The sequence below is a fragment of the Actinomadura hibisca NBRC 15177 genome, assembly GCF_001552635.1.
GTDB lineage: Bacteria > Actinomycetota > Actinomycetes > Streptosporangiales > Streptosporangiaceae > Spirillospora > Spirillospora hibisca.
The window spans coordinates 63013-76366 of sequence record NZ_BCRO01000025.1 but is presented as its reverse complement, the minus strand read 5'-3'; the positions used below and the strand labels follow the sequence as shown (position 1 = coordinate 76366).

15 protein-coding genes are annotated in these 13354 nt (G+C 72.2%); 12 read left to right on the top strand and 3 right to left on the bottom strand.

Annotated elements, in window-relative coordinates; translation table 11 throughout:
• Window positions 1-3: 3 nt before the first annotated feature.
• The 8 genes from AH6_RS12145 to AH6_RS12110 all read left to right on the top strand — a co-directional run bounded on the left by AH6_RS12145 (window position 4) and on the right by AH6_RS12110 (window position 6004).
• On the top strand, window positions 4-810 hold the full coding sequence (locus tag AH6_RS12145; RefSeq protein WP_218005786.1) for a PspA/IM30 family protein: 807 nt from the start codon (window positions 4-6) through the stop codon (window positions 808-810).
• On the top strand, window positions 807-1085 hold the full coding sequence (gene pspAA / locus AH6_RS12140; RefSeq protein ID WP_067478469.1) for a PspA-associated protein PspAA: 279 nt from the start codon (window positions 807-809) through the stop codon (window positions 1083-1085). Before AH6_RS12145 ends, pspAA begins: the two co-directional genes overlap by 4 nt.
• Before the next feature lie 108 nt (window positions 1086-1193).
• A complete protein-coding gene (gene htpX, locus AH6_RS12135; RefSeq protein WP_067478465.1) occupies window positions 1194-2111 on the top strand; it encodes a zinc metalloprotease HtpX in 918 nt (305 codons plus the stop codon).
• 3 nt (window positions 2112-2114) lie between these two features.
• Window positions 2115-2684: a PspA-associated protein PspAB gene (gene pspAB / locus AH6_RS12130; RefSeq protein ID WP_067478462.1), complete on the top strand. Its 570-nt coding sequence runs from the start codon at window positions 2115-2117 to the stop codon at window positions 2682-2684.
• A gap of 91 nt (window positions 2685-2775) precedes the next feature.
• Entirely contained in the window at window positions 2776-3723 is a 948-nt protein-coding gene (locus tag AH6_RS12125) for a M48 family metalloprotease (RefSeq protein WP_083982665.1), read from the top strand.
• A 4-nt stretch (window positions 3724-3727) separates the two neighbouring features.
• Complete coding sequence (pspAB, locus tag AH6_RS12120; RefSeq protein WP_067478459.1) at window positions 3728-4327, top strand: PspA-associated protein PspAB; 600 nt, start codon at window positions 3728-3730, stop codon at window positions 4325-4327.
• Between the two features lie 41 nt (window positions 4328-4368).
• Entirely contained in the window at window positions 4369-5136 is a 768-nt protein-coding gene (locus AH6_RS12115) for a maleylpyruvate isomerase family mycothiol-dependent enzyme (protein ID WP_067478605.1), read from the top strand.
• 88 nt (window positions 5137-5224) lie between these two features.
• The gene (locus AH6_RS12110) at window positions 5225-6004 is read left to right on the top strand and encodes an SIMPL domain-containing protein (protein WP_067478456.1); all 780 of its coding nucleotides are present in this window, start codon (window positions 5225-5227) and stop codon (window positions 6002-6004) included.
• 81 nt (window positions 6005-6085) lie between these two features.
• Here the strand turns inward: AH6_RS12110 and nadA are convergent, their stop codons facing one another.
• Window positions 6086-7240 carry a quinolinate synthase NadA gene (gene nadA, locus AH6_RS12105; RefSeq protein WP_067478453.1) on the bottom strand — a complete coding sequence of 385 codons (1155 nt, stop codon included), beginning with the start codon at window positions 7238-7240 and terminating at the stop codon, window positions 6086-6088.
• A 268-nt stretch (window positions 7241-7508) separates the two neighbouring features.
• Here nadA and AH6_RS12100 point away from each other — a divergent pair, with 268 nt between their 5' ends.
• Window positions 7509-7871 carry a HesB/IscA family protein gene (locus tag AH6_RS12100; protein ID WP_067478450.1) on the top strand — a complete coding sequence of 121 codons (363 nt, stop codon included), beginning with the start codon at window positions 7509-7511 and terminating at the stop codon, window positions 7869-7871.
• Window positions 7872-8072: 201 nt separating this feature from the next.
• Entirely contained in the window at window positions 8073-9059 is a 987-nt protein-coding gene (locus AH6_RS12095; protein WP_067478447.1) for a carbohydrate kinase family protein, read from the top strand.
• A gap of 61 nt (window positions 9060-9120) precedes the next feature.
• On the opposite strand, the gene AH6_RS45835 is transcribed toward AH6_RS12095, so the two are convergent.
• Together AH6_RS45835 and AH6_RS12085 are read right to left on the bottom strand one after the other, a co-directional pair.
• Window positions 9121-9345 (bottom strand): sulfurtransferase TusA family protein, encoded by a 225-nt coding sequence (locus tag AH6_RS45835; RefSeq protein WP_067478443.1) that lies wholly within the window; start codon window positions 9343-9345, stop codon window positions 9121-9123.
• 160 nt (window positions 9346-9505) lie between these two features.
• Window positions 9506-10663: a cysteine desulfurase family protein gene (locus tag AH6_RS12085; protein WP_067478441.1), complete on the bottom strand. Its 1158-nt coding sequence runs from the start codon at window positions 10661-10663 to the stop codon at window positions 9506-9508.
• A 184-nt stretch (window positions 10664-10847) separates the two neighbouring features.
• On the opposite strand from AH6_RS12085, the gene ctaC reads away from it, so the two are divergent.
• Window positions 10848-11621: an aa3-type cytochrome oxidase subunit II gene (gene ctaC, locus AH6_RS12080; protein ID WP_083982659.1), complete on the top strand. Its 774-nt coding sequence runs from the start codon at window positions 10848-10850 to the stop codon at window positions 11619-11621.
• Complete coding sequence (gene ctaD, locus AH6_RS12075) at window positions 11618-13351, top strand: aa3-type cytochrome oxidase subunit I (RefSeq protein WP_067478435.1); 1734 nt, start codon at window positions 11618-11620, stop codon at window positions 13349-13351. Before ctaC ends, ctaD begins: the two co-directional genes overlap by 4 nt.
• Window positions 13352-13354: the final 3 nt, after the last annotated feature.

Genomic DNA, 13354 nt, shown 5'->3' with positions numbered 1-13354 from the left:
GCGATGAGCGTGATGAAGCGAATGTCGATGATCTTTAAGTCCAAGGCGAACAAGGCCCTGGACAAGATGGAAGATCCTCGCGAGACCCTGGACTACTCCTACCAGCGCCAGCTGGAGATGTTGCAGAAGGTCCGGCGGGGTGTTGCCGACGTCGCCACCTCCCGCAAGCGACTCGAACTCCAGATCAACGGGCTCGAACGCGAGCAGGACAAGCGCACCGAGCAGGCCAAGAAGGCGTTGCAGGTCGGCCGCGAGGACATGGCCCGCGAGGCGTTGAGCCGCAAGTCGATGCTGGAGTCCCAGCTCACCGACCTGCGCGCGCAGTACCAGCAGTTGCAGGGCGAGGAGGAGAAGCTGACGCTGGCCTCCCAGCGGCTGCAGGCCAAGGTCGACTCCTTCCGCACCCGCAAGGAGACCATCAAGGCCACCTACACCGCGGCCGAAGCGCAGACCAAGATCAACGAGGCGTTCACCGGCATCTCCGAGGAGATGGGCGACGTGGGCCTGGCGATCCAGCGCGCCGAGGAGAAGACCGAGAACATGAAGGCCCGCGCGGGGGCCATCGACGAGCTGCTGGCCTCCGGCGCCCTGGAGGACTTCTCCGGTCCCAAGGACGACATCCAGGCCGAGCTCGACCGCATGAACAGCGGTCCCGGCGTGGACCTGGAGCTGGAGGCGCTGAAGGCCGAGCTCGGCCAGGGCCCGGCGCCCAAGCAGCTCAACCCCGGCGCGCAGCAGGGGCAGCAGCAGCCGCGGCACGACACCCCGCAGCAGGCCCCGTGGCCGCAGCAGCCCGGGGGTGCCCAGTGATCGTCCGGATCATGGGGGAGGGGCAGCTGGAGGTGCCCGAGGGCGAGCTGGCCGCCCTCAACACCCTCGACGACGCCCTGGAGGCGGCGATCGAGACCGGGGACGAGACGCGCTTCCGCAGCGCCCTGCACGCGCTGCTGGAGGACGTGCGCCGGGTCGGCAAGGCGCTGCCCGCCGACAGCCTGGAGCCGTCGGAGCTGATCCTGCCGCCGGCCGACGCCCACATCGACGAGGTCCGGCAGATGCTGGGGGACAGCGGGCTGATCCCCGACTGACCGGCCTCCCGCGTCCCCCCGCCGCCCGTGCGCGAAGCACGGGCAGAGATCGTTCGTATCGATGAACGGCGCGCCGCACGGCGCACGGCCGGGGGACAGGGGGTCCGGATGGCGAGAACGCGTTACGCGCCCGATCGTGGGCTCACCTCGCGCATGCTGGTGACGATGTTCCTGCTGGGGCTGGTGTACGTCGTCTTCGTGGGCGCGTTCTTCGTCATCGCCCCCAAGTGGGGCGTGTTCGCGCTGGTCGCGGCGATGGTGTTCCTGCTGGTCCAGTACTTCTACTCCGACCGGCTCACGCTGTTCGCCATGCACGGCCGCGAGGTGTCGCCCGCGGAGATGCCCGAGCTGCACGGGGTGATCGACCGCATCTGCGCGTTGTCGGACGCCCCCAAGCCGCGCGTCGCGGTGGCCGACACCGACATGCCCAACGCCTTCGCCACCGGCCGCAACCAGCGCAAGGCCGTGGTGTGCGTGACCACCGGGCTGCTGCGCCGGCTCGACCCGGTGGAGCTGGAGGGCGTGCTCGCGCACGAGATGGCGCACGTCGCGCACCGCGACGTGGCGGTGATGACCATCGCCTCGTTCCTGGGCGTGTGCGCCGGGCTGGTCACCCGCTTCGGACTGGAGTGGGGGTTGTGGGGCGGCTTCAACCGCCGCGACGGCGACCAGAACACCGGCGTGGTGCTGCTGGCGGTGATCGCGGTCAGCGCCGTGGCCTACGGCGTCAGCTTCGTGCTCACCCGCGCCCTGTCGCGCTACCGCGAGCTGTCGGCCGACCGCGCCGGGGCGCTGCTGACCGGGCGGCCGTCCGCGCTGGCCAGCGCGCTGACCAAGGTGTCGGGGGAGATCGCCCGCATCCCCACCCGGGACCTGCGCGCCGCCGAGCCGTTCAACGCCTTCTTCTTCGCGCCCGCCTTCGCCAAGGGCTTCAGCGTCTCGGCGCTGTTCGCCACCCACCCGCCGCTGGACAAGCGGCTGGCGCAGCTCCAGAAGATCTCGGCCCAGCTGGGCAGGGGAGAGTAGACGATGGGTTTCCTGGACACGCTGCTGGGCCGCTCCAAGCCGGTCAAGCCCGACCTCGACCGGCTGTTCGCGCTGCCCACGGCGGCGGTGACGCTGGAGGCGGCGGCCGGTTTCACCCCCACCGGGCTCGGCTCGGTGTGCTTCCGGGCCCCCGAGGGCGGCGCGTTCGCCCGGCTCCAGCGCGACGTGCAGGAGCTGCTCGACGCCGACGAGGGCCCCGCCGTCGAGTTCAGCACCGACGACTACGGCTACACCTGGCTGCTGGCCCGGCACGCTCCCGAGGACCTTCCCGGCCTGGTCACCGACCTGCACGCGGTGAACGCCACGCTGGAGGCCGGGGGCTTCGGCCCGCACCTGCTCTGCTCGCTGGTCGGCTTCCAGGGCCCCGACGGGCGGCGGCTCGCGCTGGTCTACCTGTACAAGCGCGGCACGTTCTACCCGTTCGCGCCGCTGCCGGGCGACCGCCGCGACAACGCCCTGGAGCTGGAGGTGCGCGGCGCGGTGGGTGCCGACCTGCCGTTCGAGGACGACCTGGGCCGCTGGTTCCCCGTCTGGGGCGCGCCCGGCCTGTAAGGCGATCTAGCGCCCCATTTGTGTCATATGGCATCGATCGGGAGCGCCGCTCGTCCTACGGTCGACGGAGCACCGACCGTAGGAGTGACCGATGGCCTCCTCAGCCCCGCCCCGGCCGCCGGACGCGGCACCACCGCACAAGGCACGGCCGCCGTACGAGCCCGATCCGGTCCTGGCCCGCCGGATGTTGCTCACGATGTTCCTGGTGTTGCTGGTCTACGCCGCCACAGCGCTGCCCTTCTTCCTGCTCGGCGCCGTCTGGGGCCTCGCCGCCGTGGCGGCGGCGGTCGTGCTGGCGGCGGCCGTGTGCCGCTACACCGACCGGCTCGCCCTGTGGGCCGCCGAGGGCCGCGAGGTGACCGCCGACCGGGAGCCCGAGCTGCACGCGATCGTAGAGCGCCTGTGCGTCTCCGCCGACCTGCCCAAACCCCGCGTCGCGGTGTCGGACCTGGCGGCCCCGAACGCCTTCGCCGCCGGATCGGGGCCCGGCGCGGCGGTCGTGTGCGTCACGCGGGGCCTGCGCGAGCGGCTCACCCCCGAGGAACTGGCGGGCGTGCTGGGCCACGAGATGGCCCACATCGCCAACCGGGACGTCCTGGTGGCGTCGGTCGCGGCCTTCCCCTCGATGTGCGCCGAGCTGTTCCTGAGGTTCTGGCTGGGGCTGGCTCGCCGCCTGGCGACGCTGCCGATCGCCGTGCTGCTGGCCCCGGTGGCGCTGGCCGTCCTGCCGCTGCACCTGGTCGGCCTGGTGACCAGCCTCGCGCTGTCGCGCTACCGCGAGTTGTGCGCCGACACCACCGGCACGCTGCTCACCGGCCGCCCCGGCGCGCTGGCCGCCGCCCTCGCCAAGATCCACACCGGGATGGCCGACGCCGCCCCGGCCGACCGGCGCGCCCTGCGCCCGGTGAACGCCCTGTGCGTGGCGCGGGCCGCGCCCGACCGGCGGCGGCCGCCCGAGCTGCTGTGCAGCCACCCGTCGCTGGAGCGCCGCACCGCCCGTCTCACCTTGGTGTCCCAGCGGCTGGCGGACGGGGGCTGAGCGCATGGGGCTCCTCGACGGCGTGCTCGGCCGCCCCGCCCCGCGCCGGTCCCCGGCCGACCGGCTGTTCGCGCTGGTGGAGGGGGCCGCCGCGCTGGAGGCGGCGACGGGCCTGGCGCCCACCGGCGCGGGCGCGGTGTGCCACCGCCTGGTCGAGGGCGGCGCGTTCGGCGCGTTCGGCCGGGCGCGGCGGGAGGTCGCCCGGCTCCTGACCCACGACGGCCCGGCCACCGAGACCGTCGAGGACCCGCACGGCCACGCCTGGTTGCGGATGGAGCGTCCGCCGGACGGCCTGGATCGGCTGGCCGCCGACCTGCACACGGTCGGCGCGGTGCTGACGGAGGCCGGGTTCGGCGCGTACCTGCTGTTCGCGGCCGTGGGGTTCCGCCGAGGGGACGGGCAACGGCTGCTGCTGGTCCACCTGTACGGGCGGGGCACCTTCTACCCGTTCGCTCCCCGGGGCGACGGCGCGCGCTCGGGCCGCAACAACACCGTCGAGGAGAGGGCGCGCGGGGCCCTGGCCGCGGAGTTGCCGATCGAGCCCGACCCCGGCCGCCGGTTCGCGGTCTGGGACGCCCCTGACCTGACCGTACGCCGGGTGTGACAGGCTCGATCACGACGTACCGGGCCGCGGAGGAGGAGACCGTGACGGGACAGCAGCAGGACCACGACCGGCACTGCGCCGCGGTCGAGGCCGAGATCGCCGCGTTCGCGGCGGTGCTCGCGGAGGCCGACTACGCGCGGCCGGTGCCCACCTGCCCGGGGTGGACGACGGCCGACCTGGTCCGGCACCTGGGCGGGGTGCACCGGTGGGCGGGCGGCATGGTCCGGGTCCGCACGCCGCGCCGCGTGGGGCTGCGCGACCTCGGCGTCACCTTCCCGCCGGAGAGCGGCGGGCTGCCCGACTGGTTCGCCGAGGGCGGCGCGGCCCTGGTCGGCGCGCTGCGCACCGTCGACCCCGGGACCCCGATGTGGACCTGGGGGCCGGACCCGCACGCCTCCTTCTGGGCGCGCCGGATGGTGCACGAGACCGCCGTGCACCGCTGCGACGCCGAGTTCGCCCTCGGCCGCGCCCCGGTCGTGGACACCGCCGTCGCCCTGGACGGGGTCGCGGAGTTCCTGGTCAACCTGCCCAGCGCGGCGGCGTTCGCGCCCAAGGTGGAGAACCTGCGGGGCGACGACGAGACGCTGGGGTTCGCGGCGACCGACGTGAACGCGTCCTGGACCGTCCGGCTGGAGCCGGAGGGCTTCACCTGGCGCGAGGGCGGGGGAGCGGCCGAGGTCGCCGTGCGCGGCACGGTGAGCGACCTCTACCTGCTGCTGTGGGGGCGGTTGCGGCCCGTCGACCCGCGGCTGGAGGTGGACGGCGACGCCGCCCTGCTGGAGCACTGGGTGGAGAACTCCGCCATCTGAGCCCGCGCTCCGGCCCGCCCGACATCCTTACCCGGCCTTGACCCGCGCCTCGGGGCGGCGGCCCGCCGCCGGTGGTCGGATGGCGGCTGTGAGCAACACGAAGATCATGAGGATGGCCGCGGCCGCCGCGCTGGTGCTGGCCGGGGCCGTGCCCGCCGCCCTGCCCGCCCAGGCGGACGCCGCCGACCGGACCACGGGGAAGGCCACGGGACAGACGGCGGCGCAGACGGCGGGGCAGGCCGCCGGGAAGCGGCGCGAGGACCGGATCGAGGTGACCGGCGTGGGCCGGGTGCCGGTCCGGCCCGACATCATGTACGTGCGGGCGGGCGTCGAGCTGACCCGTTCCGCCCCCGGCGACGCCTACCAGGCCGTCGGCACGGCCGCCGCCCGGCTGGTCAAGGTCATCACCGACTCCGGGGTGGCCGCCAGGGACGTGAAGACCACCGATCTGTCGGTCCAGCCGGAGTACACCACCACCGAGCCGCGCACCGTCAGCGGCTACCGGGGCTCGGAGTCGGTGTCGGCCACCGTCCGCGACCTGCCGCGCGCCCACGTGACGCTGAACGCGATCATGGCGGCGGGCCCGGACGTGCGGCTGGACGGGGTCACCTTCGACAAGGCCGACGTGTCGGCCGAGCTGGCGCGGGCCCAGGAGTTGGCCGTCGCCGACGCCCGCGCCAAGGCCCAGCGGGTCGCGCGGCTCGCCGGACGGAAGCTGGGCCGGGTCGTCACCCTGCGGCTGGTGACGGTGGACGCGTTGCCGCCCCACCTGATCCCGAAAGCGATGATCGCCGACGCGGGCGGGCACCTCAGCCCCGGCGAGGGCGAGCAGCGCGTCACCGCCGAGGTCGTCTACGCGTTGAAGTGACCGGACCGGCGCGGCGGCGGCCCCGCCGGCCCGGACCCGCGCGCCCCGGAGGGCCTTCCGGGACGCGCGGGGACCGGCAGGCTACGGCAGCGCCAGCATCTGGTCGAGGGCCGCGCGGGCGTAGTGCGCGGTCTCCTCGTCCACCTGGATGCGGTTGACCACCTCGCCGCGCACCAGCGCCTCCAGCGACCACACCAGGTGGGGCAGGTCGATGCGGTTCATGGTCGAGCAGAAGCAGACGGCCTTGTCCAGGAACATCACGTTCTTGTCCGGGTGCTCGGTGGCCAGCCGCCGCACCAGGTTCAGCTCGGTGCCGATCGCCCACGACGACCCGGCCGGGGCCGCCTCGACCGTCTTGATGATGTACTCGGTCGAGCCCACCAGGTCGGCCGCGAGCACGACCTCGTGCTGGCATTCGGGGTGCACCAGCACGTTCACCCCGGGGACGCGGGCCCGCACGTCGTCCACCGACGCCTTGCTGAACCGGCCGTGCACCGAGCAGTGCCCGCGCCACAGGATCATCTTGGCGTCGGCCATCTGCGCGCGGGTGAGGCCGCCGTCGGGGCGGTGCGGGTTGTAGACGACGCAGTCGTCCAGCTCGAAGCCCATCTCCAGCACGGCGGTGTTGCGGCCCAGGTGCTGGTCGGGCAGGAACAGCACCTTCTTGCCCTTGGCGTAGGCCCAGTCCAGCGCCCGCTTGGCGTTGGACGAGGTGCACACCACGCCGCCGCGCCGTCCCACGAACGCCTTGATGTCGGCCGAGGAGTTCATGTAGGTGACGGGCACCACCTCGTCGGCGATCCCGGCCTCCTCCAGCACCTCCCAGCACTCCTCCACCTGGTCGAAGGTCGCCATGTCGGCCATGGAGCAGCCCGCCGCCAGGTCCGGCAGCACGACCTGCTGGTGCGGGGCGGTGAGGATGTCGGCGGACTCGGCCATGAAGTGCACGCCGCAGAACACGACGTAGGGCGCATCGGGCCGGGCGGCGGCCTCCCGCGCCAGCTTGAACGAGTCGCCGGTCACGTCGGCGAACTGGATGACCTCGTCGCGCTGGTAGTGGTGCCCCAGCACGAACACCCGGTCGCCGAGCGCGGCCTTGGCGGCCCTGGCGCGTTCCACCAGGGCGGGGTCGGAGGCGGGCGGCAGCTCGCCGGGGCAGTCCACGCCGCGCTCGCTGGCCGGGTCGGAGCCGGCGCCCAGGAGCAGCAGCGGAAGGTCGCGCACGGGGGTGGTCACGGGAGTCTCCCTCCTGCGACGGCAGACTTATCGTCGCTTTGACGACTAATGATGGCACACGCCCGGCGGGCCCGGACCGGCGGCCCGATGTGACGTGGACCGCAGCACGGCGGGGTTCGGCCCGCCCGTCGCGTGAAACACTGGGCGTAGGCGGAATGGCCGAGCCGCGAGGTACGTTGTCCGTGGGAAGAGGCGGACGCCGTCTCCGTGGACATGCGACAGAGAGCCGCGCCACGCGGCGCAGTAGCGAGACCCGGGAGCTGAACACATGACGGTTTCAGGCGAGAGCACGCAGGAGACCACCCAGCAGGGCGTCGTCGTCACCGACGCCGCCGCTGAGAAGGCCCGCGCCCTGCTGGAGCAGGAGGGACGCGACGACCTCGCGCTGCGCGTCGCCGTGCAGCCGGGCGGCTGCTCCGGCCTGATCTACCAGCTCTTCTTCGACGAGCGGGAGATGGACGGCGACCAGGTGCAGGAGTTCGACGGCCTCAACGTCCGGGTGGACCGGATGAGCGCCCCCTACCTCACCGGCGCCACGATCGACTTCGTGGACACGATCGAGAAGCAGGGGTTCACCATCGACAACCCCAACGCCTCGGGCTCGTGCGCCTGCGGCGACTCGTTCAACTAGCACGAACCAGCACGGCGGGAGAGCGGTCCGGAGTCCTTTTCGGGCCGCTCTTTTCCCATGTCCGGGCCCGTCCGAGGGCCGGCGCCGAACGGGACACGTGTCGCGGGGGCAAGTAGTCTTCGTGGAGCCCGCGACCCCCTGGGCGGGGTCGACGAACAGCCGGACACACAGCCGGACGACATTCCCAAGGAGAGCGACGCCGTGCGCATCGCCGTGACTGGCTCCATCGCGACCGACCACCTGATGACCTTCCCCGGACGGTTCACCGACCAGCTCATGCCCGACAGGCTCGACCGCGTCTCGTTGTCGTTCCTGGTCGACCAGCTCGACATCCGGCGCGGCGGCGTCGCGGCCAACATCTGCTTCGGCATGGGGAGCCTCGGCAAGGAGTCCATCCTGGTCGGCGCGGTGGGCGACGACTTCGCCGACTACCGGTCCTGGCTGGAGCGGCACGGCGTGGACACCGCCTCGGTGCACGTGTCCGAGCTGCACCACACCGCGCGCTTCCTGTGCAACACCGACCAGGAGCAGAACCAGATCGCCACCTTCTACGCGGGCGCCATGAGCGAGGCCCGCGAGATCGAGCTGCAGCCGATCGCCGACCGGGTGGGCGGCCTGGACCTGGTGCTGGTCAGCCCGAACGACCCCGAGGCCATGTTGCGGCACAGCGACGAGGCCCGCACCCGCGGCATCCCGTTCGCCGCCGACCCCTCCCAGCAGCTCGCCCGGATGGGCGGCCCGGAGGTGCGCCGGCTCATCGAGGGCGCCGCCTACCTGTTCACCAACGAGTACGAGAAGGCGCTGACCGAGGAGAAGACCGGCTGGTCTGACGCCGACGTCCTGGACCGCGTCGGCACCCGGATCACCACGCTGGGCGCCAAGGGCGTGTCCATCGACCGCAAGGGCGAGCCCGGCCTGCACGTCCCGGCCGTGGTCGTGGAGAAGGTCGTGGACCCGACCGGCGGCGGCGACGCCTTCCGCGCCGGGTTCCTGACCGCGACCGCCTGGGGCCTGTCCCTGGAGGCCGCCGCGCAGGTCGGCAACGTGATCGCCGCCCACGTCCTGGAGACCGCCGGCCCGCAGGAGTACGCGCTGGGCCGCCAGGGCTTCCTGGACCGGCTGGCCGGGGCCTACGGCCAGGACGCCGCCGACGCCGTCGCGCCGCACCTCGCCTGCCGCAACCCCTGACGCCTCCGGCCCGCCGCCCCGGGGACACGCCCGGGGCGGCCGGGCCCGGTGATCCGGCCCCTCAGTAACAACGCCGGATGTGGAAGCCCCAGCCGCCGCGCGGCAGGGTCTCCTCCCACACGAAGTCCTGCGACTTCATCCGGCACCACGCCGGCACGTCGGTGCGGGCGGCCACGTCGTCGGCGAGCACCGCGACGATCTCGCCCACCGGCACCTCGCGGATGCGCTCGGCCAGCATGATGATCGGGATGGGGCACTTGCGCCCCAGCGCGTCGATGACCAGCACCGGCGGCGGTCCGCCCGGCTGCGGCGCGGGCTCCGGCCCGGCCGCCCCGCCGGCGTGGCGCCCGTCCTCCCGACGTGCACGGCTACGGAACCTCATCGGCGGGCCCGCCCCTCTCGTCCGGTCGTCTCGCAAGGCATGTCGCAGGGCATGTCGCAGGGCTTCATGGAAGGCTCACTCCCGCGGTCCGGCGCAACCGGGCGACGGCGTCGGGGAGCACGGCCAGGAAACGGTCGACGTCGCCCGACGCGGCGCCACGCGGCAGCGATACCCGGACGTTCCCATGGGTAATCACCCCCATCGCCTCCAGCACGTGACTGGGACGCAGCGTATCCGCCGTGCACGAGCTGCCCGACGAAACCGCGAATCCCAGCCGGTCCAGTTCGGTCAGCAGCGCCTCGCCCGACACGTACAGGCACGAGAAGGTCACCAGGTGCGGCAGCCGCCGCTCCGGGTCGCCCACCACCTCCACGTCGGGGACGGCGCGCGGCACCGCCGCGCGGATGCGGTCCACCAGCGCCGAGAGCCGCGGCCCGTCGGCGGCCATCTCCGCCCGGTACGCCTCCAGCGCCGCCGCCGCGGCCACCGCGCCCGGCACGTTCTCGAAGCCCGGCACCCGGCGGTTCTCCCGCTCGTCCTCCGGCAGCGGCGACCGCCACCGGGTGTTCTTGCGGATCACCAGCACGCCCACGCCGGGCGGGCCGCCCCACTTGTGGGCGCTGGCGGCCAGCAGCGACCAGCCCTCGGGGACCTGCGCGCGCCCCACCGACTGCGCGGCGTCCACGAACAGCGGCACCTTCAGGGCGCGGCACGCCTCGGCGGCCTCGGCCACCGGCTGCACCGTCCCCACCTCGTGGTTGGCCGACTGGAGGCATGCCAGCGCGGTGTCGGGGCGCAGCGCGGCGGCGAACTCGGCCGCGTCCACCCGGCCGTGCCGGTCCACCCCGACGGTCGTGACCTCGCCGCCGTCGCGCTCGTGCCGCGCGGCGGCGTGCAGGACGCTGGAGTGCTCCACCGCGCTCACCACCAGGTGCCGCCCGGCGCGGCGGCGCGCCGCCAGCGCGCCCAGCATCGCCAGGTGAACGGCCTGCGTGCCCGACCCGGTGAACGACACCTCGTCGGGCCGCGCGCCCAGCACCCCGGCCACCTTCGCGCGCGCCTGGTCCAGCGTCAGCCGGGCCGCGCGCGCCGGTCCGTACAGCCGCGCCGGGTCGGCCCAGGCGGCGTCCAGCGCGCCCAGCAGGGCCGCTCGCGCGGCCGGGTGCGGCGGCTCGGTGGAGGCGGCGTCGAAGTAGGCGCCGGGCGCGTCGGAGTTAGCCACGCCAGAACACTAACCGGGCACCCAAGCGGGGGTGGTGGAGACCCTCGCGCTACTGTGTCCACCAAACGTGTAACAACTGATCTCACCGCCCGGGAGTTCCCTGGGCTCTCATCCGTGGGGAAGGCATTCCGTGAGTCCGACCCGCTCTAGGGAGCGGCGTACGCCTGTGCGCAGTCGCCGCGCATTGAGAAGCGCCGGCGCGCTGGGCCTGCTGGCGCTGACCGCCACCGCGTGCAGCGGCGAGATGTCCCGCCTGGGCATGCCCGAGCCGATCAGTGACCAGGCCGAGCGCATGCTGAAGCTCTGGCAGGGCTCCTGGATCGCTGCGTTCGCCGTCGGCATCGTCGTCTGGGGACTGATCCTCTGGGCGGTGGTGTTCCACCGCAAGCGCTCCAACGACCTGCCGCCGCAGGTGCGCTACAACATGCCGATCGAGATCCTCTACACGGCGGTCCCGTTCGTCATCATCGGCGTCCTGTTCTTCTTCACCGCCCGTGACGAGGAGTACGTCGAGCGCCTCTCCAAGGACCCGGCCGTGACGGTCGACGTCCTCGGGTTCCAGTGGAGCTGGCAGTTCGACTACAAGTCCGGGCCGCAGAAGGACGCCCAGACCGTCGCCTCGGTCGTCGGCGTCCCGGTGGCTCCGAACGCCCCCACGGGGGCCAAGCCGGTGATGGTGATCCCGGCCAACCAGAAGGTCCGCGTGCGGCTGCACGCCAACGACGTCATCCACTCGTTCTGGGTCCCGGCGCTGCTGTACAAGAAGGACGTCATGCCGGGCTACACCAACGAGTTCGAGTTCACGGCGAAGAAGACCGGGACCTACGAGGGCCGCTGCGCCGAGCTGTGCGGCGTCGACCACAGCCGGATGTTGTTCCAGCTCCAGGTGGTCTCGCCCGAGCAGTACGCCCGGTTCCTCGCCGATGCCAAGGCCAAGGCCGCGGGAGGTGTCAAGTGACCACGATCAGTCACGCACCGAGCGCGCCGATCTCCGCGTCGCGGACGTCCAAGGGGCGGCTCATCGCCAACTGGATGTCCTCCACCGACCACAAGGTGATCGGCTACCTCTACCTGATCACCTCGTTCCTCATGTTCCTCATCGGCGGCGTCATGGCGCTGCTGATGCGCGCCGAGCTGTACAAGCCCGGCATGCAGATGATGAGCAACGAGCAGTTCAACCAGCTGTTCACCATGCACGGCACGGTGATGCTGCTGATGTTCGCCACCCCGCTGTTCGCGGGCTTCGCCAACGTGATCATGCCGCTGCAGATCGGCGCGCCCGACGTGGCGTTCCCGCGCATGAACATGCTGGCCTACTGGCTGTTCCTGTTCGGCAGCCTGATCGTGCTGGCCGGCTTCCTCACCCCGAACGGCGCGGCCAGCTTCGGCTGGTTCGCCTACGCCCCGCTGTCGGACGCGGTCCGCTCGCCGGGCATCGGCGGTGACATGTGGGTGATGGGCCTGGCGATGTCGGGCTTCGGCACGATCATGGGCGCGGTCAACTTCATCACCACGATCCTGTGCATGCGCGCGCCGGGCATGACGATGTTCCGGATGCCGATCTTCACCTGGAACATCCTGCTCACCTCGATCCTGGTGCTGCTGGCCTTCCCGGTGCTGGCCGCCGCGCTGCTGGCCCTGGAGGCCGACCGTAAGCTGGGCGCGCACGTGTTCGACGCCGCGCACGGCGGGGCGCTGCTGTGGCAGCACCTGTTCTGGTTCTTCGGCCACCCCGAGGTCTACATCATCGCGTTGCCCTTCTTCGGCATCGTGACCGAGATCCTTCCGGTGTTCAGCCGCAAGCCGATCTTCGGCTACGTGGGCCTGGTGTTCGCCACCATCACCATCGCGGGCCTGTCGATCACGGTGTGGGCGCACCACATGTTCGTGACCGGCCAGGTGCTGCTGCCGTTCTTCTCCTTCATGACGTTCCTCATCGCCGTGCCCACGGGGGTGAAGTTCTTCAACTGGGTCGGGACGATCTGGCGAGGACAACTAACGTTCGAGTCGCCCATGTTGTGGTCGCTCGGCTTCCTGGTCACCTTCCTGTTCGGTGGCCTGACCGGCGTCATCCTGGCCTCGCCGCCGATGGACTTCCAGCTGTCGGACTCCTACTTCGTGGTGGCGCACTTCCACTACGTCGTGTTCGGCACGGTGGTGTTCGCGATGTTCGCCGGCTTCTACTTCTGGTGGCCCAAGTTCACCGGCAAGATGCTGAACGACCGGCTCGGCAAGGTGCACTTCTGGCTGCTGTTCATCGGGTTCCACGGCACCTTCCTGGTGCAGCACTGGCTGGGCGCGGCCGGCATGCCGCGCCGCTACGCCGACTACGCCGACGAGTTCGTCGGGCTGAACCAGGTCTCCACGATCTTCTCGTTCATCCTCGGCTGCTCGCTGCTGCCCTTCTTCTACAACGTGTACATCACGCACAAGAAGGGCCTGAAGGTCGAGGTCGACGACCCGTGGGGCTACGGCTGCTCGCTGGAGTGGACCACCTCCTGCCCGCCGCCGCGGCACAACTTCAACTCCATCCCGCGGATCCGCTCCGAGCGTCCGGCGTTCGACCTGCACCACCCGCACGTGGGCGCCAAGGGCGAGCTTGCGGGCGCGGCGGCCGCGCGGGCCTCCACGGGCACCGGCGTGCTGGAGTCCAAGGAAGCCAAGAAGAAGTACGAGGGGGGGAAGTAACCC